Origin of the sequence: Planomicrobium soli (assembly GCF_003014655.1) — a bacterium.
Lineage (GTDB): Bacteria > Bacillota > Bacilli > Bacillales_A > Planococcaceae > Planococcus > Planococcus soli_B.
On the sequence record NZ_PYAT01000002.1, the window covers coordinates 257,856 to 280,984 of the forward strand.

Here is a 23,129-nt window from a genome sequence, read left to right on the forward strand (position 1 = left end):
CGACTACACTCCTCTCGCCTTGTCAGATTCTGCATCTACACTATTCTCGCTGTCAATTTCGTCATCAATTTTGTTTCCGATTTTACCTGCGATGATGGTCAGGAGGAAAACGCCGAACCATCCCATCAGAATCGGCACGATATACATTGCCGGGAATCCGAATAACATGGCATCTGTAGGAAAAATTGAAAAAATCAATGCCACGTTTCCAACAAGAACAAATGCCAAGGTCATCCAAATCGTGAACTGCACTTCTTTCTTGTACGCCTTCATGAATGATCTCCCCTTTTCAGCTAGGTTATGGATTGCTATCAACCGTTTCAAAACTGAGTGACTGCTCAGTCATTCTCCACCCCCTTTTCTCCCAAGTAGATTCTCGAGCATTGTAATAATTGTAACCGCTTCCATTTATTAAGGTCAATAAAAAGTTTAAACATTCTAACAATTAGAAGGGGTGCGTTAAGCCTCTTTTTTCTCCCATAATATTGCGCGAACAAGAAGGATAATTAAATCGGATCAATCTTTTACAAAAAGATATTCAAGTTTGCTTCACCCTATACAACCGAGAAAGCAATTTTATAAACCCAAGAACATAACTTTCTGGAGTTATTGGTATACTTGATAAATGCAGCACGGATAATGCGTGCAAAGAAGGACGGGATGGATTGAAACGATTAACGCCAACGGGCGAATTCATATATACGTACGCTTATCACGAGGATGAAAAAGAACTGTGCCAGTTGGAGATGCGCGCATTTTTCGGCAGAGACACAGAAGAGAAGATCATAAAAAGCAAATGCGGCATCGATCCGAGCAGAAGCCCGTTCATCAAGGAGCAGCTTGAAGTGCTGTTTGAAGCAGCGGAACTATCCGGTATTTTGGAGCAAGCGGCTGAGGTCAACATGGACAGTGCCACATTTAAAGTGATTTTCCCGAAGATCAACGGGCTGGCTTTGGGGGATAAAGTGGATTACTTGGAAAAACGTGATATTGAACGGCGAATTGGCGCAGTTATCACAGGCCGGGCAGACGTCCACAATCCTGACGTCACGTTCGGATTGATTCCATTTGGCGGACGCTGGTATTTCGGCACGTCCCGGCAAAGTGAGTCTGTCTGGTTCCTGCACCAACAAAAACCGCGGGAGTATTCCACAGCACTGAGCACGAGAGTGGCACGCGCTGTCGCCAATATCGCAGTCCCCTATCCTGCCGGAATCAAAGCCATTGATCCGTGCTGTGGCATCGGAACGGTTTTGGTCGAGGCCCTGTCGATGGGGATCGACATTGTCGGGCGGGACATCAATCCGCTTGTAGTTGAGGGTTCACGGGAAAACATCGCGCATTTCGGGTTGACGGGCCAAGTCGATTCAGGGCCGATTGCCGACATCACCCAGCAATACGATGTGGCCATTATCGACATGCCTTATAACCTGTATACGCGCATAACATCCGAGGAACAGCAGGAAATCCTGAAACACGCACAGCCTTTTACGGAGAAGCTGCTTGTCGTGACAATCGAAACGATCGACCACATGATCGATCAAGCCGGCTTCACCATCACCGACCGCTGCATCGCGAAAAAAGGATTGTTCCTGCGGGAAATCCTGGTTTGCGAGCGAACAAATGAACGGACAAAGCTTATCGAGGAATTACAGGAAATTTAAGAAAACATGTGAAGCATCGTTTCGATAAGATGCTTTTTGTTCTATATGCAAGACAGCCCTTTAAATCAGGAAAGGCTGTTTTGTCTTTACTCCACCCGGAACCCGGCAGCGATTGCCTGTAAAATCCTGATCAATTCCCCAGCCACTTCCCTCGGCGACTTCTGGTACCCTTTCTCTGCCCAGTCCAGGATCAGTCCGGCCGTCCCATGGGCCATGTATAGCTTGAACTGCGAGGAATTGATGTCATGGTCGCCATTTGGTATGAAGGTGAATTGCTCATCCAAAAGTTCGAATATTGCACGCGGCAAGTCCTTGTACAGGCCTGGAATGGTGTCTTCCTTCAAGTAAAGATTGAAAAACGAGCGGTTATCGTAGATGAACGCAACCAGTTCGAAAGAATCGGAATCCATCGATTGCGTTGAAATCTCCTTGCCCGGCACATAACGTTCCATACTGGTCCGTTTGATTTGCTGGAACATCTCTGTTTTCAGCTCTTCTGTCAGATGTAGTTTATCCAAATAATAAAGGTAGAATGTTGCCCGGTTATACTTCGCGCGCTGGACGATATCTGTTACCGACACGTGGCTGAAGCCTTTTTCATTGATCAGATCGGTGAACGCCCCTTTGAACTGGCGTTTTGTCCGTTCGGCTTGCGGCGAAAGCTTCTTCTTTTTCTCTTCCATATCCCACTGCCTCCAAAGTCGACACTTTTCACGAAACTGTCGCATTACTCAACAAACTCGTTTTTTTTACTGATTGAACCCTTTTTTGCAAAGGCTTACACTAGATGTGGTCATTAAATCCAGTTTAGCACACCAATTAAAAGGAGAGATTATAAGATGATTAATTACACGGATAAAGCAATCATCATCACAGGCGGAGGTTCCGGTCTTGGCCGCGCTGCTGCGCTTTCCATCGCAAAACAAGGCGGCAAACTTGTGCTTGTCGACATGAACAAAGACGGCCTGGAAGAAAGCAAAAACGAAATTCTTGCTGCAGCTCCCGAAGCTTCGGTTGAACTTGTCACAGCAAACGTGACAAATGAAGAAGAAGTGAAAAACTATGTTCAATTCACGCTCGACACATTCGGCAAAATTGATGGCTTCTTCAATAACGCCGGCATCGAAGGCAAACAGAACCCGACAGAAGACTATGGCTCTGATGAGTTTGAAAAAGTGGTCAACGTCAACTTGAACGGCGTTTTCTACGGCATGAAACATGTCCTTAAAGTCATGAAAGAACAAGGCTTCGGTTCCATCGTCAACACCGCTTCAGTTGGCGGCATCCGCGGAGTCGGCAACCAATCCGGCTATGCAGCGAGCAAGCACGGCGTTGTCGGTCTGACCCGCAACTCCGGAGTTGAATATGGCCAGTTCGGCATCAGCATCAACGCCATCGCACCAGGCGCCATCATGACTCCAATGGTCGAAGGCTCTCTTCGCCAAATCGGCGGCGACAACTGGGAAGCAGTCGGCACGGAATTCGTCAGCGTCAACCCGATGAAACGCTTCGGCAAACCGGAAGAAGTCGGCAACCTCGTTACATTCCTTCTATCGGACGCTGCGAAGTTCATCAACGCTTCCGTTATTCCAATTGATGGCGGGCAGTCTTACAAATATTAAGGAATAGAAAAGAGGTTCCGGCAATCAAGCCGGAACCTCTTTTCTTTATACTGCTATTTCGACTAAATTCTTACTTCCCGGGCAAAACCGCTTTAGGAGAAACAAGTCCCTGCTCTACCAGTTCTTCCCAAAAAGCAGTTGGAATCGTGGCCTTCATTGCCGCAAGATCTTCCTTGATGCGATCCGGTCTTGTCGAACCCGTCACCACCGCTTTTACAGCTGGATGAGCGGTCGAGAACTGGAGCGCTGCATCTTTCAAGTTCACGCTGTGATTTTTCGCGACATCGCTAAACCGCTCGACTCTCTTTCGGATGTCAGGAGTGATTTCTTTGTAATCGAAATAGTCTCCGCCAAACAAAGCACCCGAGTTGAATGCCCCGCCGATCACAAGTCCACCGTCTTTTTTCTCTGCCAATGGCATCATGCGCTCGAGCGCGCGTTCATGCTGAAGCAGCGTATATTGCGTCGCAGACAAGCTCAAATCTGGATGTGCTTCTTCCAGCTCAAGCGCCACTTCGATCGGTATCGTCGTATTGACACCAAGCCCCCATGCTCGAATTACACCTTCATCCCGAAGCCGATCCAATACTTTGAATGCACCTTTGCGTGCTTCATCGAATTTTGTAATCCACTCGTCTCCCAAAAAGTCCGGCGAGAGGTCATGTACGAATACCATATCCAAACGGTCCGTTTTCAAACGCTTCAAGCTGTCATCAATCGATTTGAGCGTGCCATCCTCCGTATAATCCGTCTGAATTTTATTCTTGCGGCCATACTCAAACAGCCCTTCTTTTTCTTCCTCTTCATCCAGAATAATCCGGCCGACCTTCGAACTCAGCAAAAAGTCGTCGCGATTATAGGAAGACAAGATTTCACCAAGCCGCATTTCGGCAAGTCCTGCACCATAAAACGGCGCCGTGTCAAAATACCGGATGCCTTCATTCCACGCGGACTGGATCGTCTCCATCGCTTCTTCTTCCGGAACGTCCCGGAACATATTGCCGAGCGGCGCAGTTCCCAGGCCGAGCTTGTTCTTTACCGTTACTTCGTTTTTCATAATGGACACCTCTTTTAGAAAGTTGTTTTAACTAAAACACATAACAACTATCTACCCGCTATGATTTTGGATAAACGACGGCACGCGGAATGGGGCAAAATCAAAAAAGCCCGATTCCTCGCGATGACTATCGAGAAACCAAGCTCTGGTTATATGCAATAACATTAAGTGGTACGGATCGTTCTTTCTACTTCTATTATACCGCTAATAAAAATATATTTATAGACTACTTTTTACCAAATCATTGTCCTATACTGTTCTATACCATACTAATCATACAGGAGGCTGATCTCGATGAACGTCAAAAAAGATTTTTTGGATCCCGGTCCTTTCTTTCATGGAACGAAAGCCCAATTGGAAATTGGCGATCTTTTGGAACCGCAAAACCAATCCAATTATCAAGACAAGAAATCCAATTACATCTATTTTACGGCTACGTTAGAAGCTGCGAAATGGGGAGCAGAATTGGCCGCATCCAACGCTAAAGAGAGAGTTTATATAGTGGAGCCCTTGGGTGATTTTGAAAATGACCCTAACTTGACCGATAAACGGTTTCCGGGGAATCCGACACGTTCTTACCGGTCCAAATCTCCACTGAAGATCATTGCTGAATTGGGTTCCTGGGAACGGCATTCTGATGAAGAGATTCAACATATGCTTGCTTCTTTAAAAGAATTGCGTGAACAAGGAAAGGCAATTATTTTGGATTAACCTTTTTTGATTGCCTTCTTCGTGTCGTAAATGATAGCTCTCTGTCCACCACTTAAGGCATCCCTGCCAATTCAACACATTCCAGCGCTTGTGTTTACGAAATAAGTGATCACGGTAATTGCCTATTGCCTGATTAACTCTTCTCCAATTAGGGAAACGACTAAAGGTAGAAATTTTAGAAGAGACAACTTTATTGGAGGAGGAAAATTACATGGGCAAAACAGCAATCATCACAGGTGGCGGCAGTGGACTGGGACAAGCGGCGGCACTCCGTCTAGCAGAAGAAGGCATTAACATTTCGGTTGTCGACATCAGCGAAAAAGGCGGCAACGAGACCGTCGAACAGCTTAAAGGAAAAGGCGTCGACGCTATTTTCATCAAAGCCGATGTTTCAAAAGCGGAAGACGTGAAAAACTACGTAGACAAAACGCTCGAGCATTTCGGTTCGATCGACTATTTCTTCAATAACGCTGGCATTTCGGGCAGCGGCAAGTATTTTCTTGAAACAGACATACAGGAAATTGATCAGATCGTCGGCATCAACCTGATGGGTGCTCTGTATGGCCTGCGCTATGTGGCCGAAGTCATGGTTAAGAACGGCGGCGGCTCGATCGTCAATACCGCTTCAAGCGCAGGGGTCATTGGCCAGGACTCCGTCGTCACCTATGCCGCTACAAAGCACGGCATCGTCGGCATCACGAAGAGTTTGGTTGCGGAATATGCCAAGGACGGTCTCCGGGTCAATGCCATTGCGCCAGGTCCGACTGAAACACCGATGGTCAAAACGTTCTTCGAAGCGAATCCAGAGATGAAAGCGAACGCCGAAGCCGGTATTCCGCAGAAGCGCCTTGGTACACCGGAGGAAGTCGCAGAACTCGTTGCTTTCCTGTTGACTTCGAAGGCCCAGTACATCAACGGCGACACTATTCGCATTGATGGCGGATTTACGAATACGAAATAACCTGTTGTAAAAGGAAAAGCGTGGCAAGGACAACTTCCTGGCCACGTTTTTTTATCTATAATATTTTAACTTTTGAAGCTTTAATCCTTCTGCTCCACAAATAAATGCTCCGAAGCATGTTTGAATGAGCTCATCAAAAATTGGGTTGCTGCCTTGCTTATCTCGGCATTTGGATGAATGATATCAAAGCCATGGTAAGCTCCTTTATACATTGCAAAATCGACCGAAACTCCTGCCTGTTTTAAATTTTCAACATACTGAATCGTTTCATCTCGGAAGGGTTCGATATCCCCTACGAACGTGACTGTTGGCGGTAAGTTACTGTAATTTGTTGCCCGCGCTGGGGCAGCATAGGCCGGTACGTTCTTGCCGAACCTTTCACCAAGATAGAGCTTCCACGCCCAGCGGTTGGTGTCCGAGTTCCATACATAGGCATTGTTTTCCCGGGCCGATGCCGTCAGCATCCGGTCATCGATCATCGGATAGAGCGGCATTTGAAACGCAATATTCACTTCGCCCTTGTCTCTCGCATACAAGGTAAGCGCAGCCGTCAAGCTACCGCCGGCACTTTCTCCGCCGACCATCAGCTGATCATCCCGGATATCCAACTTCTTCGCATGGTTTTTCATCCACAATAAAACCTCATAACAATCATCGAACGCCGCCGGGTAAGGTGCATCAATCGCCAGGCGATAGTCAGGCGCGACAATGACACAATCGCTTGTCTCAATCAGTTTTTGATACATCTTCCCGCTCATTTCCGGAACGCCTTGTGCATAGCCCCCGCCGTGGATCCACAGCACACCGGGAACCGCTTTTTCCAGATGAAGCGGTTTGTAGATGCGCACACGGATTTTGGAACCATCTTTCCGGTCAACCCACACTTCACTGCAGCGGAGCCCGTTTACGTCTTTTCCTTTGAACGTTTTATCCATCTGTTTTTTGGAGTTCTGCATCGATTCGATAAACTTCGCTTCGGTCGGTTTTTGCACCAACCGGCTCAGGAGCATTCCTCTGAACCGTAATTGCTTATTGACCATTTTGCGTGATACTTTCAAAAGTAGAGCCTCCTCATAAAATAAACCTACATTCTCCATGTCTGCTTTTCTGGATTTCCCCTGTTACTCCAATACCTCGATTTTTACGTCTCGCGCAACAATCTTCACCTCAGTCCTCGGGCTGTCGAATAGGGCCTGAAGTTCGAAACCAGGATCGGTCAGATCCATTTCATCATACAGCCACCAGGCGCCTTCAAACTCTTCTGGAATGTTGGCTTCTGTAACTCCGGTGAAGGTTAGCTCGATATCGGTGAAATAATGGAAACAGCCTCTGCAATCGAGCTGGATGATCAGCACCTCATCCGACGGCTTTTCGACCGAAATCACGGTTGCGTCGTGCAGGCTTTCCTCCACCAATTGTACAGCGCCAGCCGGAAGCTGATCTTTGATGGACTCGTAGTGGCGGTTATACTCGCCAAAAAGCGCCTCCATACGCTCCTCTCTTTCCGCTTCCCATTGTTTAGCCATATCGCGCAATTCTTGCGTCGGAAAACCTGAGTTGATGGTGCCGTCATGGATATACGGATAAAACGATTCGGGCAGGAATTTCAGTAGATCCGCACGCATCTCTTCCAAATCACGGCGGTTTATCTCCTTGTAGTCAATGCCTTCAGCTTTATAATAAGCCAGTTCTTCTTCCCACTCTTCTAACGTCTCATGGAAAGTCAGAAAACCAAATACCTGCATTTCCTCATACCAGTCTTTCGTGAAATATTTCATCAGACACCTCCCATTGATTTTTTCAGCCGGTCCTGGTTGCCATTAAAAATTTAGTCTCTAATAAATCCAATTGCGGACAGCGTTTTTACCGCATAAGCGGGGAATAAAACTAAACATCGGATTTAAGAACATCGTTATAGCAGGTAAGAATTTGGATACACTGTGAATTATATTATACAGTCAGAATCGTTCAGGATTGTCTCTAGCATAGGAGCGTGTTTTTATAAGCGTTTATCTCTGTTTTCCTGCGGGGATACAACTAAAAACTGCTTTAGAAGGGGTATATTATGAGCCAGCACGAATCATCTATACAAAAACGAACATGGAAAAAATAAACGAACTCCTTGAAGAGAAATACAAGGAAACGTTAAAAAATTCCCATTCAACTGAAAGCAGATTTAAGGAGGAAGAAAAATGGAACAGAAACTAGCAGTAACTAATGATATACTGTTTTTCGCTTTAAAATATGTATTAGGTAAAAGTTCAGATGCACCTATACTTGTAATGGATACAATCAAGGAAAATATTAAGAGTATAGAAGATGTTAATTTAAGAGAATATATCCGTGAAATATATGAGTGTAGAAATTCAGGCATGATTACAGATGAAACAACTTGGCTGGATTTTGTAGACTATCTTCAGGAAGAATTAAGGAGTAGAGAATAGTAAAAGATTGTTCCCATCAAGCTGATAGATAAAACTGAAATAGGAATCCGCTTTATTGGTGAATCGAGCGGATTCCTTATGTGAGGTTACTATTTAGCTTAAATCATGTTTGACTAATAGATACAATTCAGTTCGCCAAGGCAATCTTAATATGCTCCAAATGATGTTCTTCGTGCCAGGACAGTTTTGCCAGTTTCGTTGCGACGCTGATTTCGCCATTCGTTTCGTGAGTAAAGACGCGGTTCAATTGTTCTTCCGTCACATGCTGGCCAAGTGACACAATCCGTTCGTTCAGCCCTTCCAGCATCCGGATCGAACTTTCCACCGGCAGCTCATTGTCCGGAAGCGCTGCCCATTTTTCCTGGTCAAAAGCCGGAACCGTCGGATTGTCATCCGTCAAAGCTAATTTCAGGCGCTGGTACATATTAAGTTGCGAATCTGCAATGTGATGCACCAGCTGACGGACTGTCCAGCTGCCTTCTCTGTACTTCTTAGCCAATTGCTCATCGTCCAATCCATCAACTGCTTCCCTCAGCCGCGTCGTGTATGTTCCGATTTTCCCTAGCCATCCCTGGACATCTTCAGCTTTCACATTTTCAGGAACCTCTAATTTTCCAATGGGAAATTTCACATCCATTTTTCCAACCTCTTTTCCTTATCCGTATTTTTGGACTATCGTATTCACGCCCAATATACCAATGAGGTCGGATTTTGTAAACTGGCAGAAGGTGCACTCAAACTCCGGTTTCAGATAATGCTTTTTCTTTGCCTCACAATTTTTAAGGATGAATAAACTTAAACGCCGTACCTAAGAACTTTGTATGCACTACAATATAAATGGTGTCTTATGGCCAGAACCATTTAGAACTGTTTCAAACACAAAGGCACGATTTTAGGTGCTTTTGATGCGATTTGATCTATCAGAACTTGCGCGTAATCAGTAGGATTAACATTTTTAACACTGAATACTTTCTCGCTGTTTCGGACCAGTTGTTCCAGAATCGCTTTTTCATTTGATGCGGCTTCTTCGATCGCCATGCCGGGATTGAAAAATTCATAAGCAGTCAAGAACGGTGATTTCAAGTAATGGAACGCATTGCGGTTCAAGTTCAGGATTTTCCGGACCGCTTCTTCAGCCGGTTCTACGGATACTTTATCTCCTCCCCTTTCGAGAATCGCGACATGTGTCACGGTTTCTGCGTCCAGGATGGACGAAGCAGAGACGTAATCGGTGATCGGCTTCGCTTTTAAAAAATCGATATATTCAAGCTGCGGGATCATCTTGGTTGCTTTGTTCTTCAGCTTTGACGCCATACTTTGTTCCATATTCGAATAAAAGCGGAATGTACTCGTCCATGGCACCGAAAAGATCTCATTGCCATCTGTAATCGCCAGATCCTCTGCGATAAATTTCGCACCATGGTTCATGCAAGCCATCATGCTGCTCAGCGTCTTGCCCGTGCTTGGTGGGGCGAATACTGCAACCGCTGCACCGTCTTTCTTGAATGCTGAGCAATGGATGGGTGCATATCCTTTCTTGAGAAGAAGCAGCGTAGCAAGATCTGTCAGGATATAGCCTACAGAATGTAAATTCATAAAGCGATGGGTAACGAATTTATAGTAATTTTTATTGACAGTGATTTTAGGCTCGTCAGACAAGAGATTTTCCGCTTTGATGCGCAGCTTTTTGCCCATAGCGAAATCGCGCGTGTAATAGATTTTCTCTCCGCCTGAATTGCCATTGAAATAATGGTATTTGCCAAGTTCAGCCAGCTGGTCGTCCTCATTAAAGTCCTCGATCACCAAATGGAGCTTTACTTTGCATGCTTCATAGTCTGCCTTTTCCGCTTCAGGCATGTTGTACCCGAATGACCATTTAAAGTTTTTGATATTGGTTTTGACCGCCAGAACCCCTTTGGCCGCAATGTAATAATGTTCCACTGTTACTCCCCCTCATTCCGCGTGTAAGCTTCTCCCTACAAGATCTTTTTACAGTCCGCACATTCTCCGCCAGGCAACTGCTTTAGCAAGGGTCAAGCTCCCCATTACATTAGCTTGTTGCTGAAATTCTCCTTCGCCTTCTGCTGCCGAACCCCCATTCGACAGCGCAGCTCCGGAGCCAAAAGAATGCGAACACATAAAGATAGATCGAATCTCCTCAATAATCTGTTTGCTTTAAATATGAACCTGGCCTTATCTTTTTGCCAGCGCCTGAAGCCGGGCTTTGTAATAGGCGACGTCGCTGAGCTGAAGAAGCCAGAGCATGATGCCATAGACCACAATGCCTGTACCTACCCCGCAAGCGAGGGCAATGGTATCGGAATGGCCGTGGCTGATGAAGTCGAATACGCTTTTGGCGGCCAGCGCCATAACAGCCGCTGCGGCGATCGATTTGGAAATATCCAATACGATTTTTCTGGTATTCATTGAACCGACTTTGCGTACAAGAGATACATAGAGCAGTCCGGTACTTGCCAAAGTAGCGAGGCTTGTGGCGAGCGCGAGCCCATTGATGCCCATGATCCGCGACAGGAAGATATTCAGGCCGACATTCAGGAACATGGCAAAAAATGCACTGATCATGGGCGTCCTGGAATCTTCGAGCGAGTAGAACACCTTTGCCAGGACTTCACGCAGCCCGAATCCGAGCATGCCGATCGAATAAAAGAAAAGTGCGCCGGAAGTTAATGCAACCGCATCTTGTCCAAAAGCGCCCCGGCCAAACAGGAGCTCCGTCACTTGCCGGGAAAAAATCATCAGCCCGAATGTTGCCGGAATCACCAGCAAGGCGATGGTGGTAATGATTTTTCCGACAATGTCTTTTAGCTGGGCCAGATTTTTGTTGACCGCAAGCTTAGAGATCTTCGGAAACATGACGGTGACAATCGCGGTAACGAAAATTGCCTGGATGAAGAACTCGATCCGGTGTGAATAGGTTAAAGCGGAAATGCCGCCTTCTGTAATTCGGGAAGCCAGCGTCTTGTCGACGAGCACATTGATCTGGTCCGCCGACACGCCGATAATGACCGGAATCGCCAAAAGGAGCATTTTCCGGACATTCTTTTCTGCCGGTTTAACGACTGCACTATGCCGGTATCCTGACTTGCGGATGGACGGCAAAAGAAACAGAAACTGGACCAGAACTGCCAAGACCGAACCGATGGACAATAAATAAAAGTTCACTTCATAGCTCAGGTAAATGAAAAAAATGATCAGCAGATTCAATGGCAAACCACTGAGCACGGTCGCCAAAAACCGCTTATTGACATCCAAGTAACTATTGAAGATATAGACCAATGCGGTGAAGTAAATGCTAAAGGCGGAAATGCGGGTGAAATCCACCGCGATTTGGAGCGTTTCGCCTTCAAAGCCGCTGGCAAATACCTTTACGATTTGTACGGGAAACAGCTGCATCGCCACAACCAGCACCGTGGACAGCAGCATGACAATATTCGTCAAATTTGCCGTGAAGCGGGTGGCTTCTTTCATCCCTTGATGTTCGTTGATCTTCGTGTAGATCGGGATGAAACTGGCTGCTATGCCCATACCGACAAAAGAAAACAGCACAGATGGAATCGTCTGGGAAATCAAGTACGCATCGGTTAAACCGTCTGCGCCATAAAAATAAGAAAGGGAGATATCCCTTGAAAATCCAAGCACTTTCGTCATAACAATCACTGTCATAAGCGCAATGACGGTCTTTTCCATAATTCTCTACCTCATTTGCTCAAAGGATGGTATTTGGCACTCTTCCTTGGCTGCTGGTTTCAAGCGGCCGGCTATGGAATTACCAATCGCGGGGACAAACATCTGCCTGCAGAATAGAGCCCTTTTTTCAAAATTGCAGAGTGCAAAACACCATAGTGAAGCATCCACCCTTTCTCTTTCTAACTATTTACTTTAAATTTCATACTAGAATGAATAGGTTAAATGCAGGTTAAATTATTTAACTAGTTAAAATACTTCTGATATCCATTAAAGAGCACCACGCTATACCATTTTCCTCAACAAAAAACCGCCTCTCGAAAGAAGGCGGTTTTGCCAGATTCATTGGACTGAAACAGGTGTTTTGTTTACATCCATTTCAAAAAGCAGCGCTTCCGCATAATGAGTCGGATTTTCCCTTTTCAGCGTGAACGCTTTTTGGGAGTTGTTGACAAGGGCAGTAAGGATTTCCCGTTCTTTTATAAGCCCTTCATCAATCATCAAGCCCGGGTTGAAAAATTCGTATGCAGTCAGTAAAGGCGACCGTAAATAATTGAATTCATAACGGTTCAAGTTCATCAACTTGGCAATGGCAATGCTTTCAGGCAGCAGCGCCGTTCCGTCCTGATCTTTTTCAAGAACCGCCACGTGGGTCACTTCCGCTGAAAGAACGGCTTGCCTTTTTTTGTCCTGAGCCGTTTCGGCCTTCGGGTCCCTGCTTTTATCTTTCTTGCTGTTTTCGGTGTAATGGCAAAATGAATTGGTCCAAGGCACCGCATAAATAGTTTTCCCATCTGTAATGGCCATGTCCTCAGCGATAAACTTGGCGCCGAAATCCATGCAGGCTGTGACAGCGCTCAACGTTTTCCCCGTATCCGGCGGAGCGAACACTGCCACAGTTTTATCCTCTTTCTGGAAAGCTGAACAATGGATCGGCGCAAAACCTTTTTTCAACAAAAGAAGGGCCGCTAAATCCGTGACAATATAATGGATGGAATGCAAATTCATAATTCGGTGTGTGATAAATTTGAAATAAGTTTTATTGACCGTGATTTTCGCTTCTTCCGACAGGAGATTCTCCGCTTTAAAGCGCATCTTTTGGTTCATTGGCAGCTTACGGGTGTAATGGACCTCATTCCCGCCTGGTGAACCATTGAAATAATGATACCTCCCCATGGACGCAAGTTTTTCATCATCATTGAAATTCTCCAAAACAACATGGATTTTTACCGCGCAGTTCAAGTATTCGTCTTCTGTGCTTTCGGGCATATCACTTCCAAAACACCATTTAAACCCCTTGATATTCGTTCGAATGCCTAAAATACCTTGTGAAGCTACATAATAAAATGACAAAGCTTCTCCCCCCTTCAACTTTTTCGCACGAGTGCTGCAGAACCCCTTCCACAAGAACCTTTCCGCGATTTCATACATAGTTCCACCGCTTTTCGGTCTTCTCGTATTTTAAAGGTAAAGGAACGAGGTTAAATAAACGTTAAAATTCAGTAAAGTATATGAATATTCTGTTAGTTTTATAAATTTTCTGCTTACTTTTCTTTCATCTCTCTGTAATTGAGCAGGAGAGAGTAATTCCTTCTTGCCTCTCGCCGCCAGACGTATCAGTTTGTTCTATTCTTTAGCAGGGTAGACAAGAAACAAATAAGTATTCAGGAGGAAACAGACATGAAAAAGAAATGGATTCCAATGTTGCTGGCATTTGGGTTATTGATTTCATCTCCCCTCTCCTTTCAATCGGTGACAGCTCTAAGCAGCGCCTCTGCAGCCCAGGAAGAGAAGCTGCCGGCAAGACTTGAGAATCTGATGGACATCGCGCCAGAGCATCAGTTTACTCTTCGCAAAGGAAGCGTGCGCATTGAAGTGGAACTCCTCCAATGGACATTAAATCAGTATGGGCTCCCAACAGCGGTTGATGGCATCTTTGGATCTAGGACAGAAAAAAATGTCCGGCAGTACCAAAAGGATAAAGGCTTGAAAGTTGATGGCATTGTCGGTGAGAAAACGTGGGTAGCAGTTTACGGGGAACACAAAAAACCTGCAGATCCAGAAGGAAAACTGCCGGCCGAGCTGAGAAATCTAATGGACATTGCGCCGGAGCATCAGTTTATTCTGCGTGAAGGAAGTGCCCGAATTGAAGTAGAGCTTCTCCAATGGACGTTGAATCAGTATGGACTACCAACAGCGGTTGATGGAATCTTTGGGCCCCAGACAGAAAAAAATGTCCGGCAATATCAAAAGGATAAAGGCTTGAAAGTTGATGGCATTGTCGGTGAGAAAACGTGGGTTGCACTATACGGGGAATATTAGAAAGATCATTTCTATAGCATCGCTTTAAAGGAACTTGTGCCGGGTGAACTTAATATACTTTCCGAGAAAAAATCCGCCCAACTATAAGGCGGATTTTTTAGTTGGCATTGTGTTTCTGTACAAAGATTCATTGAGATGGATCGATGCTTGGCTTCAAAAGAAGAACAATAACCAAAACCCATTAAGAGGTTAACTATATTAAACAAACAAAATTCCTTTAAAACGCAACTACAAAAACTATTACTTTTTCCCTCCCTGCTATACAGGTTCTAAACTATTAAATAAAGATTTCCACTTACTTACTACTCAATCAAAGGAAAAAGGTTTAGGAATATAATATCAAGGGGAAAATTACAATAAATCCATTAGATTGGATAAACAACAGTATACTGTTTATTGCTAGAAAATTTCTCTATTTTATCAGCAGCCTATAGCAATAAGAGGCAATCCGGATGGACGTCCGGGTTTTATTTTGGGTTATAACAAAATAGAAATTAGGGGGAATGATCTTTGAAGTTACGGAAGTTGCTTTCTTTATCAATTTTAGGCAGTTTAACCGGCTTGATGCTGGCGGGCTGTGCTACCAGCAATGCAGCCGGCGAGGACGGGCACTCGACTACATTGCGGATTGCGCATAGTTTGGCTGAAGATCATCCGATCCATCAGTCGATAACGCAATTCGCTGACCTGGCCCATGACAATTCCGATGGCGCGATTGGATTCGAAGTATATCCAAACGGCCAATTGGGACAGGAGCGCGGCACAATTGAGATGGTCAAATCAGGATTAATCGATATGGCAAAAGTCAGCGCGAGCGGACTGGAATCGTTCAGCAGCAGCTATTCGATTTTTTCGCTTCCTTATGTGTTTCAAAGCAAAGAGCATTATTATGAAGTGATGAATAACAGCGAAGCGGTCCAGGAAATATTCCAAAGCACGAGAGACGATGGATTTATCGTGATCAATTGGTATGACGGCGGCCAGCGCAGCATTTATACCGCTGACAAAAAAGTAGAATCTCCGGCTGATATGAACGGCATGAAAATCCGCGTCCAAGAAAGCCCCACTTCGATTGCGATGATCAAAGCAATGGGAGGAGCTCCGACACCGATGTCATTCGGCGAAGTGTATACGTCCCTACAGCAAGGCGTCATCGACGGGGCTGAAAGCAATGAAACCGCACTGACAAACAGCAAGCACGGCGAAGTATCGAAAGCCTATACCTACACAGAACACCAATATGTACCGGATTTGCTGATTATCAGCACTAACACCTGGGACAGTTTATCCACGGAACAGCAGCAGGCATTAAAAGACGCGGCGGCCATATCTTCCGAAAGCCATATCGATGTATGGGCGGAAGCGATCGATCAAGCGATCCTGGAGGCAAAAGAAATGGGTGTGGCATTCTACGAAATCGACAAGCAGCCATTTATCGACGCAGCTAGACCGCTTCATGAATCTTATCAGTCCCAAAACGCGGATTACGAACGGTATTTCAAAGATTTCCAAAGCTACGCCAATTAAAAAGCACTGAAAGACAGGTTCTCGCCTTGGCAATCAGCCGCTCTGGGCAGTGCCTGTCCTTTTCGCGATAAAAAAGGAGAAACACCGATGAGAAAAATAGTTGACCGAATTACGGCATTCCTGACCTGTTCCCTGATGGTCGCCATGGTGCTGGTAGCCTGCTGGCAGGTGTTTACCCGCTTCGTTCTGAATTCACCAAGCACCGTCACCGAAGAATTTCTGCGCTACGCGCTGGTCTGGCTGACCATGCTCGGAGCTGCCTATACATATGGATTGAAAAAGCATTTGGCAATCGTTTTTGTCGCAAGGAAACTGCCGGAAAAAATCCAGCGCATCCTTGATTTCGTGGTTGAGGCAATCATTATCGTATTCATTGTCTCTGTCCTGCTGTTCGGCGGCACACAAACATACCGCAGTGCAATGGGCCAAGTATCCTCAGCCTTGGGTATGCCAATGCAGTATTTATACTTAAGCGTGGTTGTAGCAGGTGTTCTATTTATTTTTTACGCCTTCATCCACATCTTCGAGACCATCAATAAGATCAAACAGACTGATCTCCAACCGAAAGCTAGAGAGCAGATAAACCCATAGAACAGGAGAGAATTTAGATGGCATTACAAGCAGGACTAATCCTCGCAGTAGTTTTCACACTGCTGCTGATTCTTAGTGTACCGATTTCATTCAGCATCGTCATTGCATCGCTGGTCACCGCTTTGTTCATACTGCCGCCGGATTTAGCGGTCTTTATGGCCAGCCAGACGTTGGTGACCGGCCTCGACAGCTTTACGCTGCTAGCGGTTCCTTTCTTTATACTCGCCGGCGTTCTCATGAACAACGGCGGAATTGCTGAACGGCTCGTCAATTTTGCAAAAGTCCTCGTGGGCCGAGCACCCGGGGCACTGGCACATACGAACGTGCTGGGCAACACGCTGTTCGGCTCGCTTTCAGGCTCTGCTGTCGCTGCTGCGGCGGCTGTTGGAGGGGTCCTCGGTCCACTGCAGAAAAAAGACGGCTATGACCCGAGATACTCAGCGGCAGTAAACATCGCTTCCGCTCCTATCGGGCTGATCGTCCCTCCGAGCGGAACCTTGATCATCTACTCACTGGTCAGCGGCGGAACTTCTGTCGCGGCCTTGTTCGTCGCCGGATATCTTCCAGGGCTCCTGTGGGCGATTGCCTGCATGGTCGTGGCCTACACAATCGCCAAACGCCGGAATTACCCAGTCACTGAACGTGTGTCTTTGAAAGTCGCATTCAAGACATTCATCGAGACGATTCCGAGCCTGATGCTCATCGTCATTGTTATCGGCGGAATCCTGGCAGGAATTTTTACGGCCACTGAAGCGGCAGCAGTCGCCGTCGCCTACACATTCCTGCTGACGCTTGCTTACCGGACAGTAAAAATAAAAGAATTCCCCAAGGTCCTTATGGAAGCGGTCGAGCTTACTTCTATCGTCATGATGCTCGTCGCCGCTTCCGCAGTCATGTCCTGGGTCATGGCGTTCACCGGCATTCCGGGTGCCATCAGCGGATTTATCCTGGGCATCTCCGATAACCCGATCGTCCTGTTGCTGCTCCTGAACGTCTTCCTGCTTCTGATCGGAACTTTCATGGACATCACCCCGGCAGTCTTGATCTTCACGCCGATTTTCCTGCCGATCGTCACAGGCTTCGGCATGGATCCGGTCCATTTCGGCATCATGCTGGTCATGAACTTGAGCATCGGCACCATTACACCGCCGGTCGGCAATGCCTTGTTCGTCGGTTCCAGTGTAGCGAGACTGAATATGGAAGAAGTCACGAAACCGCTGCTTCCTTTTTACGCAGTCATTATCTTGGTGCTGATGCTGGTCACTTACATTCCGGCCATCAGCTTGATGCTGCCGAACCTGCTGCTTGAGTAACTTGAAAAAATAGCAATACAAAAAAGGGACTGTTAGTTATCGATAACTAACAGTCCCTTTTTGTAGTGGATGATTCCTGTACTATCACCATGGAATCTAACCAAAATCTGATGCTATACTGAGCTTTAGTGAAAATACTACGCAAAAGAGAGGTGGTCGAACTATGATGCGCTCCTTCCGTTTCAATGGCAGACGAATTGTCAAAACGGGTATAGCTATATTTTTAACAGCCATTATTTGCGAGTGGTTTGGCTGGCCGCCCGTTTTTGCTGTCATCACCGCAATTGTCACGATCGAGCCGACTGTCAGCGACTCGATCAAAAAGGGGCTTGTCCGGTTCCCGGCCTCTGCGATCGGTTCGGCATTCGCTGTTTTCTTTATCACACTCTTCGGGAATTCACCGATTACTTATACCCTCGCTGCTGTTGCCACGATTTTGGTCTGTTACAGACTCAATCTTCATGCCGGCCTGCTCGTTGCCACGTTGACAGCCGTCGCGATGGTCGAAGTTATCCACGATCATTTCCTGATCGCTTTCTTCATTCGATTGGGTACAACGAGTATCGGTCTGCTCGTGTCTACCGCTGTAAACATGCTCGTCTTCCCACCAGACTATCGGAAAGATATTCTAAAAAGCATCCAAAACATCAGTGAACGTGCAGGAAGCATGCTGGAACACACATTCCGGACGATCCTGTTTGACGGTGATGCAAACCTTCAAGAGGACCGGGAAACTGTTAAACGGCTGACTGCGGAAATCAGGAAGACTGAGAAACTGATCTATTTCCAGCGGGATGAATCCAGTTTATACCCGTGGGTCCGCGATAAGGAAGCGGAGCTTCAGATGGCGGAAAGGCAATTGCAGTTTTTACATAATCTCGAGTTCCATCTGGATGCTTTGCTTCGGGTCCCGCTGCACGATATCGAGTGGACAACAGCGGAGCGAGATCTTATCATGCATGCCGTCACGGCGCTCGCGAACGACTTGCAGAATTCTACGAGCTACGATCACGAAAAGCATCAGCACCAGTTAAAAAGGATTACGGACTTGTTTTGGGAGAACAGCAAAAGAGTACCGGCAAGCGATCCCCTGCATCCTACCCTATTCCCGCCAGAGTTCACGATCCTTTACGAGCTCATCACAATTTACGATTTAGTGGATAAGTTTTTTGATCCGGATAGTGTGAAGGCTGCTCGGGGAACAAGAAACTAATAGGACCATTCGAATACCATCAAACTTGAGTAAACCTGTTGTATTTACAAATAACCAATATTAAAACGGCCGTGTCAGAAAATCAAACTATTTCTGACACGGCCGTTTTATATTAGTGAATGCCCTGTTTCATTCTCTTAAGAAATAATAATGCAGCGGATTAATAAAAAGACGCGACCAGCATGCCATCCTTCCTGTCCTATCCATTTGCCGATTAACCTGACAGTTACATTTTAGTCACTTACATAATTACTGTATAGGTAATTTGTTTTACTAATCAGGAAAAAACGATAGATTCTAACGTGCTTATATGTTAATATATAGAAAAATTAACAGAAATTTTTAAATACTTTTATTTGTCATTAGCATGTTTACAGAAGTTACCCAAGGCGTAAAAGTGGGTCAGAGCGATGTTTAGCAAACTCCTTTCCTTTTTGTCTGGCGGTTATTCAGTTTAGATCAATTTTAAATGGAAAGTGGAGAAGAACATGAAGTTTCTGGCAAAAGCAATAATTCTACTAATTTTATTTATAGGAATGAGCATCGGCAGTTATTGGCTTATATTTAGCCAGGGCTTAGTAGCAGGAATTCTGATTGCCTTTGGGCTGCTGCTCCTATGCTTAGCAACACTTGCTTTTAGCCTCTATGGCATCGAAATTGGACAGCTTAAGAAAATAAAGCTGATCAGCCGGATGGAAGTCGCGATTCTTTTGATCTTGACCGTTTACCTCAGTTCGGCAATCAGCTTGTTTGCAATTGCCAATACATTTTTGGAAGTCAAAGAGAACATCGGAAATCCTACAGTTGCTGAAAAAACTCAAACACTGGCTTCTTCACTTTGGAATAGCAATACGAATCAGAACTTGGCAGGCACGTTGGAGAAAAATGGTGTTACTTATTCGTATACTGCTTCGACAAAAGATGAAGTTGATAAGATTGATAAGTTTTTGGAACAGGAAAAAGGACGGATTGCTGATTTTTTTGGCAATGAAAACACAAGCAACCTGACTATTGTTTTCCATGATGAGTTCGATACATTGGCAGAAGCGACCGGTTTTGATGATACAGGGGGCTATTATGATTACGATACTCGGGAAATCCATATGGTTCCAGATGATTATTCTTGGGAGATCACTTTACTTCACGAATATAGCCACCACCAAAGCGATCTTTATTCTCAAAAGCATGGATTGGCTGAAACACGATTACCGACTTGGTTTGAAGAAGGAATCGCTAATTACCTCGCAGGCGACACTAGTGACTGGTATGAGTTGGAAGACGTTGAAATTATTGATTTCCACTTATTGAATCACCACTATACTTTCCTAGACACGTACACTCGAACATTCGACCCGTATGCTCAAAGTTTCTTGGCGGTCGAATCGCTTGTTAATGCATACGGAGAAGAGGTCCTTAAGACTTTTCTGTCTGCAAGATTGCCAAGTAAGTTCTATGAAATGCTGGAAGAAACAACCGGTATGGCGTTAGTCGACTTCCAGGAAACTTTCCTTGATGACATGATTGAAGAAAACAAAACGGAACAAAAGAAGTATGAGCTTGCTTATGAAGCGATGGAAAAAAGCAACTATGCAGAAGCCCAGAACCTCATTGATGAGCTATCCATTCTGGCATCAGAGCAGGATTCCAATCAACTGGCATGGATGCAGACCGACCTTTATCTTATGCAAGGAAAATTTGATGAAGCGATCGACTTCATGGAGAACCGTCTTGAAAATGAAGATTCTGAATACCGAATTGATGATTTGACGACCCTTGCGGAAATCTACGTGCTTGTTAATCCTGAGAAATCATTGGATTTGATTCAAATAGCTGAGAAAGAATCGTTGGAGGGCGAGGAGATGTACGATTTAGAGGCATATCTTGAAGCCTATGAATTGATTAGTTCCCCTTCACCATACGAAGGATATATGATTCTTTTGGATGAAGAGCTTCTCTACAATGAAACCATTATTGAGAAACTGAGAGAGAAGGTAGAGAAAGAGTTTCCAAAAGCCAGTTGATACTCGTTAAAAAAGAGCTTCCGCATTTGCGGAAGCTCTTTTCATTATGCATTAAATCCTTTTCACTCGTTCATATTAAACGTCTAATACCAGTCCGAGTCCTCTTCCCCTCTTTTTAGTGGATGTTCTCTGTGTCGCGCACAATTCATTGCAGCATCTCACATTCCCAGGAAAAACGACTGGATGTCTACCGTTTACTGGCACAACAATTCCTACAATTAATGAATTTCAGATTCTATAACTAGTCCATTTCACAGATAAACACAGGAAAGCCGTATCCGTTAACCTTTGAGGTCAGTGGATACGGCTTTTTCTTAATTCAATTTCAAGTAAAATTAAGCATGGAAGCTTCCTGTTATTTACTTCGATCTGAACGTTTCATCCAATTTTTGAATCTTTGATTGGAAGACCTTGTACACATCCCCAAATATATCGATTCTGTCCACAGCAACCCGAATGCCACAATCCTTATTCGACGCGTAAATTTTCATTTCCTCCGATAAAAGAGACAGCTCATTTCGAACCATTTTCATGTTATTTTCCAGATCAAAGTGGGATAGGACTGAAAAATCGCCGAGACCCACTCCTTCGTAAACAGAGCTCTCCTCAACTTCAGATCCAAGGTTTCTTGAGCAGAGCCATTTAGCCGACATATTAATCGCACCGGCGCTTGCCCCCAGCACAACAGCTTCGCTTTTTCGGATTGCATCCGCCAATTCATAGTCCACCAAAAAGCGGTTTTGTTCAAGCGTATTTCCGCCCAACAAGAAAATGACAGAAGCATTCTGAAGCATGGCATTGGCCTCTTCCATCTGTACTTGAGAATTGATCCGATGATATTCCTCAAATTCGATGCCTTCATGAGCGAGCCACGAAAGTTCCGCAACACCATCCTCCTTATCAACCAATGGATTCCCACTGATCATAACAAGCGATTTCCTGTCAGTTATATCCTTCTGGATCATTCTTCCCAGTTGTTCTGGAAAAGTATTGCTGAACCACCCAAGATAGTAACGTATTTTCATAGTTAACCCCATTGATTTTATTTTTCTGGGAGCGTCCCATTCCCAAGCAATTTATAATCGCAAATAAAGACTAAAAGCGGAAGCAAGGAAAGCAGAATTTATAGCCTTTGAATTCAGGTAAATAAATTTAAATGAAGTTTACTTATGAACACTCGTTATCTCTTCCATCAATTGAACCCATTCTTCTCGCTTGAAATCATACAACGCCAGCTCCGTTTTTCTCAGGACCAGGTGGATGCTGTCGAACTTTTCATCTGAACGGAATCTCCACCAGCTTTTCGCGTTTGAAGGTTTGGTGCCTGGCTCGTAATAAGTCAATGTGATTTCGGGATCTATGATTTCCTCTACCCTGTCAATATCTAAATAATTATGCGGAAAATCAATATAGAGACCGAGTGCCGCTTTATGAGGCGTAATGTACCCAATTTTATGTGATAATTCCGCGTCCTTATTTTCAAGAGTATCACTCCACGGAACCGGTTTATTGCTCGCAATCAGAAGCCGATCGCCTTCATTCGGTTCGATCCTGCAATTCGGAAGACTGTTGAATACTTCAAGCATCTCGTTCATTTTTTGTTCTACGGTTTTGTCCACTTAGCTATCCCATCCTTTTCAATTCATCTATCTTCCATGAAGGCTGCAATTCCTTTTAGGCAAGATAATACCGCTTACTATAAGAAGATTTAATGCCCCTTAACTGATATTCTAACATGTTCCCTTGATGGCTCCATGTTTCATTTTCTTACTTTTTTTAAAATCACACTTTTGTTTCCCAGGGAGCGACACACTCCCCAAACAATTTATACTGTTGAATAAAATGAAAAAGCCACAACCGACATGTTGTTGCAGACGGTGTAGCTATGGGTAAAGGATAAATTGTAGTGAATTGTCTAAATGTTCTGGAATCATCTCTTTCTCAAAGAAGCGATTTTAAATAACAATGCATTATTGCA

23 protein-coding genes are annotated in these 23,129 nt (G+C 45.1%); 11 read left to right on the forward strand and 12 right to left on the reverse strand.

The features are described 5' to 3' along the window. Positions 1-3: 3 nt before the first annotated feature. Positions 4-273, reverse strand: a complete 270-nt coding sequence (locus tag B0H99_RS03445) for a hypothetical protein (protein WP_106532235.1) — start codon at positions 271-273, stop codon at positions 4-6. Between the two features lie 392 nt (positions 274-665). Between B0H99_RS03445 and B0H99_RS03450 the strand changes: the two genes are divergently transcribed. Continuing rightward, positions 666-1,664 (forward strand): TRM11 family SAM-dependent methyltransferase, encoded by a 999-nt coding sequence (locus tag B0H99_RS03450; RefSeq protein ID WP_106532236.1) that lies wholly within the window; start codon positions 666-668, stop codon positions 1,662-1,664. Positions 1,665-1,750: 86 nt separating this feature from the next. On the opposite strand, the gene B0H99_RS03455 is transcribed toward B0H99_RS03450, so the two are convergent. Further along, a complete protein-coding gene (locus B0H99_RS03455; RefSeq protein ID WP_181313556.1) occupies positions 1,751-2,347 on the reverse strand; it encodes a TetR/AcrR family transcriptional regulator in 597 nt (198 codons plus the stop codon). Between the two features lie 156 nt (positions 2,348-2,503). Between B0H99_RS03455 and B0H99_RS03460 the strand changes: the two genes are divergently transcribed. After that, positions 2,504-3,286: an SDR family oxidoreductase gene (locus B0H99_RS03460; RefSeq protein ID WP_106532238.1), complete on the forward strand. Its 783-nt coding sequence runs from the start codon at positions 2,504-2,506 to the stop codon at positions 3,284-3,286. Between the two features lie 70 nt (positions 3,287-3,356). Here B0H99_RS03460 and B0H99_RS03465 read toward each other — a convergent pair whose 3' ends face one another. Then, positions 3,357-4,343, reverse strand: a complete 987-nt coding sequence (locus tag B0H99_RS03465) for an aldo/keto reductase (RefSeq protein ID WP_106532239.1) — start codon at positions 4,341-4,343, stop codon at positions 3,357-3,359. A gap of 294 nt (positions 4,344-4,637) precedes the next feature. Here B0H99_RS03465 and arr point away from each other — a divergent pair, with 294 nt between their 5' ends. Both arr and B0H99_RS03475 read left to right on the forward strand, forming a co-directional pair. Beyond that, the gene (arr, locus tag B0H99_RS03470) at positions 4,638-5,054 is read left to right on the forward strand and encodes an NAD(+)--rifampin ADP-ribosyltransferase (protein ID WP_106532240.1); all 417 of its coding nucleotides are present in this window, start codon (positions 4,638-4,640) and stop codon (positions 5,052-5,054) included. 211 nt (positions 5,055-5,265) lie between these two features. After that, on the forward strand, positions 5,266-6,015 hold the full coding sequence (locus B0H99_RS03475) for an SDR family NAD(P)-dependent oxidoreductase (RefSeq protein WP_106532241.1): 750 nt from the start codon (positions 5,266-5,268) through the stop codon (positions 6,013-6,015). Between the two features lie 80 nt (positions 6,016-6,095). On the opposite strand, the gene B0H99_RS03480 is transcribed toward B0H99_RS03475, so the two are convergent. Then, the gene (locus B0H99_RS03480) at positions 6,096-7,073 is read right to left on the reverse strand and encodes an alpha/beta hydrolase (RefSeq protein ID WP_245894372.1); all 978 of its coding nucleotides are present in this window, start codon (positions 7,071-7,073) and stop codon (positions 6,096-6,098) included. 63 nt (positions 7,074-7,136) lie between these two features. Beyond that, the gene (locus tag B0H99_RS03485; RefSeq protein WP_106532242.1) at positions 7,137-7,793 is read right to left on the reverse strand and encodes a DUF4085 family protein; all 657 of its coding nucleotides are present in this window, start codon (positions 7,791-7,793) and stop codon (positions 7,137-7,139) included. Positions 7,794-8,207: 414 nt separating this feature from the next. On the opposite strand from B0H99_RS03485, the gene B0H99_RS03490 reads away from it, so the two are divergent. Beyond that, a complete protein-coding gene (locus B0H99_RS03490; protein ID WP_106532243.1) occupies positions 8,208-8,459 on the forward strand; it encodes a hypothetical protein in 252 nt (83 codons plus the stop codon). 127 nt (positions 8,460-8,586) lie between these two features. Here B0H99_RS03490 and B0H99_RS03495 read toward each other — a convergent pair whose 3' ends face one another. From B0H99_RS03495 to B0H99_RS03510, 5 genes are all read right to left on the reverse strand, one after another. After that, on the reverse strand, positions 8,587-9,096 hold the full coding sequence (locus B0H99_RS03495) for a YfiT family bacillithiol transferase (RefSeq protein ID WP_106532244.1): 510 nt from the start codon (positions 9,094-9,096) through the stop codon (positions 8,587-8,589). Between the two features lie 224 nt (positions 9,097-9,320). Continuing rightward, the gene (locus tag B0H99_RS03500) at positions 9,321-10,400 is read right to left on the reverse strand and encodes a hypothetical protein (RefSeq protein ID WP_106532245.1); all 1,080 of its coding nucleotides are present in this window, start codon (positions 10,398-10,400) and stop codon (positions 9,321-9,323) included. A gap of 48 nt (positions 10,401-10,448) precedes the next feature. Next, entirely contained in the window at positions 10,449-10,598 is a 150-nt protein-coding gene (locus B0H99_RS17745; RefSeq protein ID WP_181313557.1) for a hypothetical protein, read from the reverse strand. A gap of 54 nt (positions 10,599-10,652) precedes the next feature. Continuing rightward, the gene (murJ, locus tag B0H99_RS03505; protein WP_106532246.1) at positions 10,653-12,167 is read right to left on the reverse strand and encodes a murein biosynthesis integral membrane protein MurJ; all 1,515 of its coding nucleotides are present in this window, start codon (positions 12,165-12,167) and stop codon (positions 10,653-10,655) included. A 339-nt stretch (positions 12,168-12,506) separates the two neighbouring features. After that, positions 12,507-13,517, reverse strand: coding sequence for a hypothetical protein (locus tag B0H99_RS03510; protein WP_106532247.1), 1,011 nt, complete (start codon positions 13,515-13,517; stop codon positions 12,507-12,509). Between the two features lie 327 nt (positions 13,518-13,844). Between B0H99_RS03510 and B0H99_RS03515 the strand changes: the two genes are divergently transcribed. The 6 genes from B0H99_RS03515 (at position 13,845) to B0H99_RS03540 (ending at position 21,151) form a co-directional block, all read left to right on the forward strand. Next, the gene (locus B0H99_RS03515; RefSeq protein ID WP_106532248.1) at positions 13,845-14,486 is read left to right on the forward strand and encodes a peptidoglycan-binding domain-containing protein; all 642 of its coding nucleotides are present in this window, start codon (positions 13,845-13,847) and stop codon (positions 14,484-14,486) included. A gap of 510 nt (positions 14,487-14,996) precedes the next feature. Continuing rightward, positions 14,997-16,013, forward strand: a complete 1,017-nt coding sequence (locus B0H99_RS03520) for a TRAP transporter substrate-binding protein (protein ID WP_106532249.1) — start codon at positions 14,997-14,999, stop codon at positions 16,011-16,013. Positions 16,014-16,100: 87 nt separating this feature from the next. Further along, positions 16,101-16,604, forward strand: coding sequence for a TRAP transporter small permease (locus B0H99_RS03525; protein ID WP_106532250.1), 504 nt, complete (start codon positions 16,101-16,103; stop codon positions 16,602-16,604). A gap of 17 nt (positions 16,605-16,621) precedes the next feature. Then, positions 16,622-17,917 (forward strand): TRAP transporter large permease, encoded by a 1,296-nt coding sequence (locus B0H99_RS03530; protein ID WP_106532251.1) that lies wholly within the window; start codon positions 16,622-16,624, stop codon positions 17,915-17,917. A 166-nt stretch (positions 17,918-18,083) separates the two neighbouring features. Further along, entirely contained in the window at positions 18,084-19,130 is a 1,047-nt protein-coding gene (locus B0H99_RS03535; protein ID WP_106532374.1) for an FUSC family protein, read from the forward strand. A 488-nt stretch (positions 19,131-19,618) separates the two neighbouring features. Further along, complete coding sequence (locus tag B0H99_RS03540; RefSeq protein WP_106532252.1) at positions 19,619-21,151, forward strand: gluzincin family metallopeptidase; 1,533 nt, start codon at positions 19,619-19,621, stop codon at positions 21,149-21,151. Between the two features lie 359 nt (positions 21,152-21,510). Here the strand turns inward: B0H99_RS03540 and B0H99_RS03545 are convergent, their stop codons facing one another. Beyond that, positions 21,511-22,176: a Type 1 glutamine amidotransferase-like domain-containing protein gene (locus B0H99_RS03545; protein WP_106532253.1), complete on the reverse strand. Its 666-nt coding sequence runs from the start codon at positions 22,174-22,176 to the stop codon at positions 21,511-21,513. A gap of 138 nt (positions 22,177-22,314) precedes the next feature. Continuing rightward, the gene (locus B0H99_RS03550; protein ID WP_106532254.1) at positions 22,315-22,770 is read right to left on the reverse strand and encodes a hypothetical protein; all 456 of its coding nucleotides are present in this window, start codon (positions 22,768-22,770) and stop codon (positions 22,315-22,317) included. Positions 22,771-23,129 lie beyond the last annotated feature (359 nt).

What these genes read in the sequence shown, in the direction of transcription:
- B0H99_RS03445 (WP_106532235.1), bottom strand. Translation starts at nt 273, where the DNA reads ATGAAGGCGTACAAGAAAGAAGTGCAGTTCACGATTTGGATGACCTTG.
- B0H99_RS03455 (WP_181313556.1), bottom strand. Translation starts at nt 2,347, where the DNA reads ATGGAAGAGAAAAAGAAGAAGCTTTCGCCGCAAGCCGAACGGACAAAA.
- B0H99_RS03460 (WP_106532238.1), top strand. Translation starts at nt 2,504, where the DNA reads ATGATTAATTACACGGATAAAGCAATCATCATCACAGGCGGAGGTTCC.
- B0H99_RS03465 (WP_106532239.1), bottom strand. Translation starts at nt 4,343, where the DNA reads ATGAAAAACGAAGTAACGGTAAAGAACAAGCTCGGCCTGGGAACTGCG.
- arr (WP_106532240.1), top strand. Translation starts at nt 4,638, where the DNA reads ATGAACGTCAAAAAAGATTTTTTGGATCCCGGTCCTTTCTTTCATGGA.
- B0H99_RS03475 (WP_106532241.1), top strand. Translation starts at nt 5,266, where the DNA reads ATGGGCAAAACAGCAATCATCACAGGTGGCGGCAGTGGACTGGGACAA.
- B0H99_RS03485 (WP_106532242.1), bottom strand. Translation starts at nt 7,793, where the DNA reads ATGAAATATTTCACGAAAGACTGGTATGAGGAAATGCAGGTATTTGGT.
- B0H99_RS03490 (WP_106532243.1), top strand. Translation starts at nt 8,208, where the DNA reads ATGGAACAGAAACTAGCAGTAACTAATGATATACTGTTTTTCGCTTTA.
- B0H99_RS03495 (WP_106532244.1), bottom strand. Translation starts at nt 9,096, where the DNA reads ATGGATGTGAAATTTCCCATTGGAAAATTAGAGGTTCCTGAAAATGTG.
- B0H99_RS17745 (WP_181313557.1), bottom strand. Translation starts at nt 10,598, where the DNA reads ATGTGTTCGCATTCTTTTGGCTCCGGAGCTGCGCTGTCGAATGGGGGT.
- murJ (WP_106532246.1), bottom strand. Translation starts at nt 12,167, where the DNA reads ATGGAAAAGACCGTCATTGCGCTTATGACAGTGATTGTTATGACGAAA.
- B0H99_RS03515 (WP_106532248.1), top strand. Translation starts at nt 13,845, where the DNA reads ATGAAAAAGAAATGGATTCCAATGTTGCTGGCATTTGGGTTATTGATT.
- B0H99_RS03525 (WP_106532250.1), top strand. Translation starts at nt 16,101, where the DNA reads ATGAGAAAAATAGTTGACCGAATTACGGCATTCCTGACCTGTTCCCTG.
- B0H99_RS03530 (WP_106532251.1), top strand. Translation starts at nt 16,622, where the DNA reads ATGGCATTACAAGCAGGACTAATCCTCGCAGTAGTTTTCACACTGCTG.
- B0H99_RS03535 (WP_106532374.1), top strand. Translation starts at nt 18,084, where the DNA reads ATGCGCTCCTTCCGTTTCAATGGCAGACGAATTGTCAAAACGGGTATA.
- B0H99_RS03540 (WP_106532252.1), top strand. Translation starts at nt 19,619, where the DNA reads ATGAAGTTTCTGGCAAAAGCAATAATTCTACTAATTTTATTTATAGGA.
- B0H99_RS03545 (WP_106532253.1), bottom strand. Translation starts at nt 22,176, where the DNA reads ATGAAAATACGTTACTATCTTGGGTGGTTCAGCAATACTTTTCCAGAA.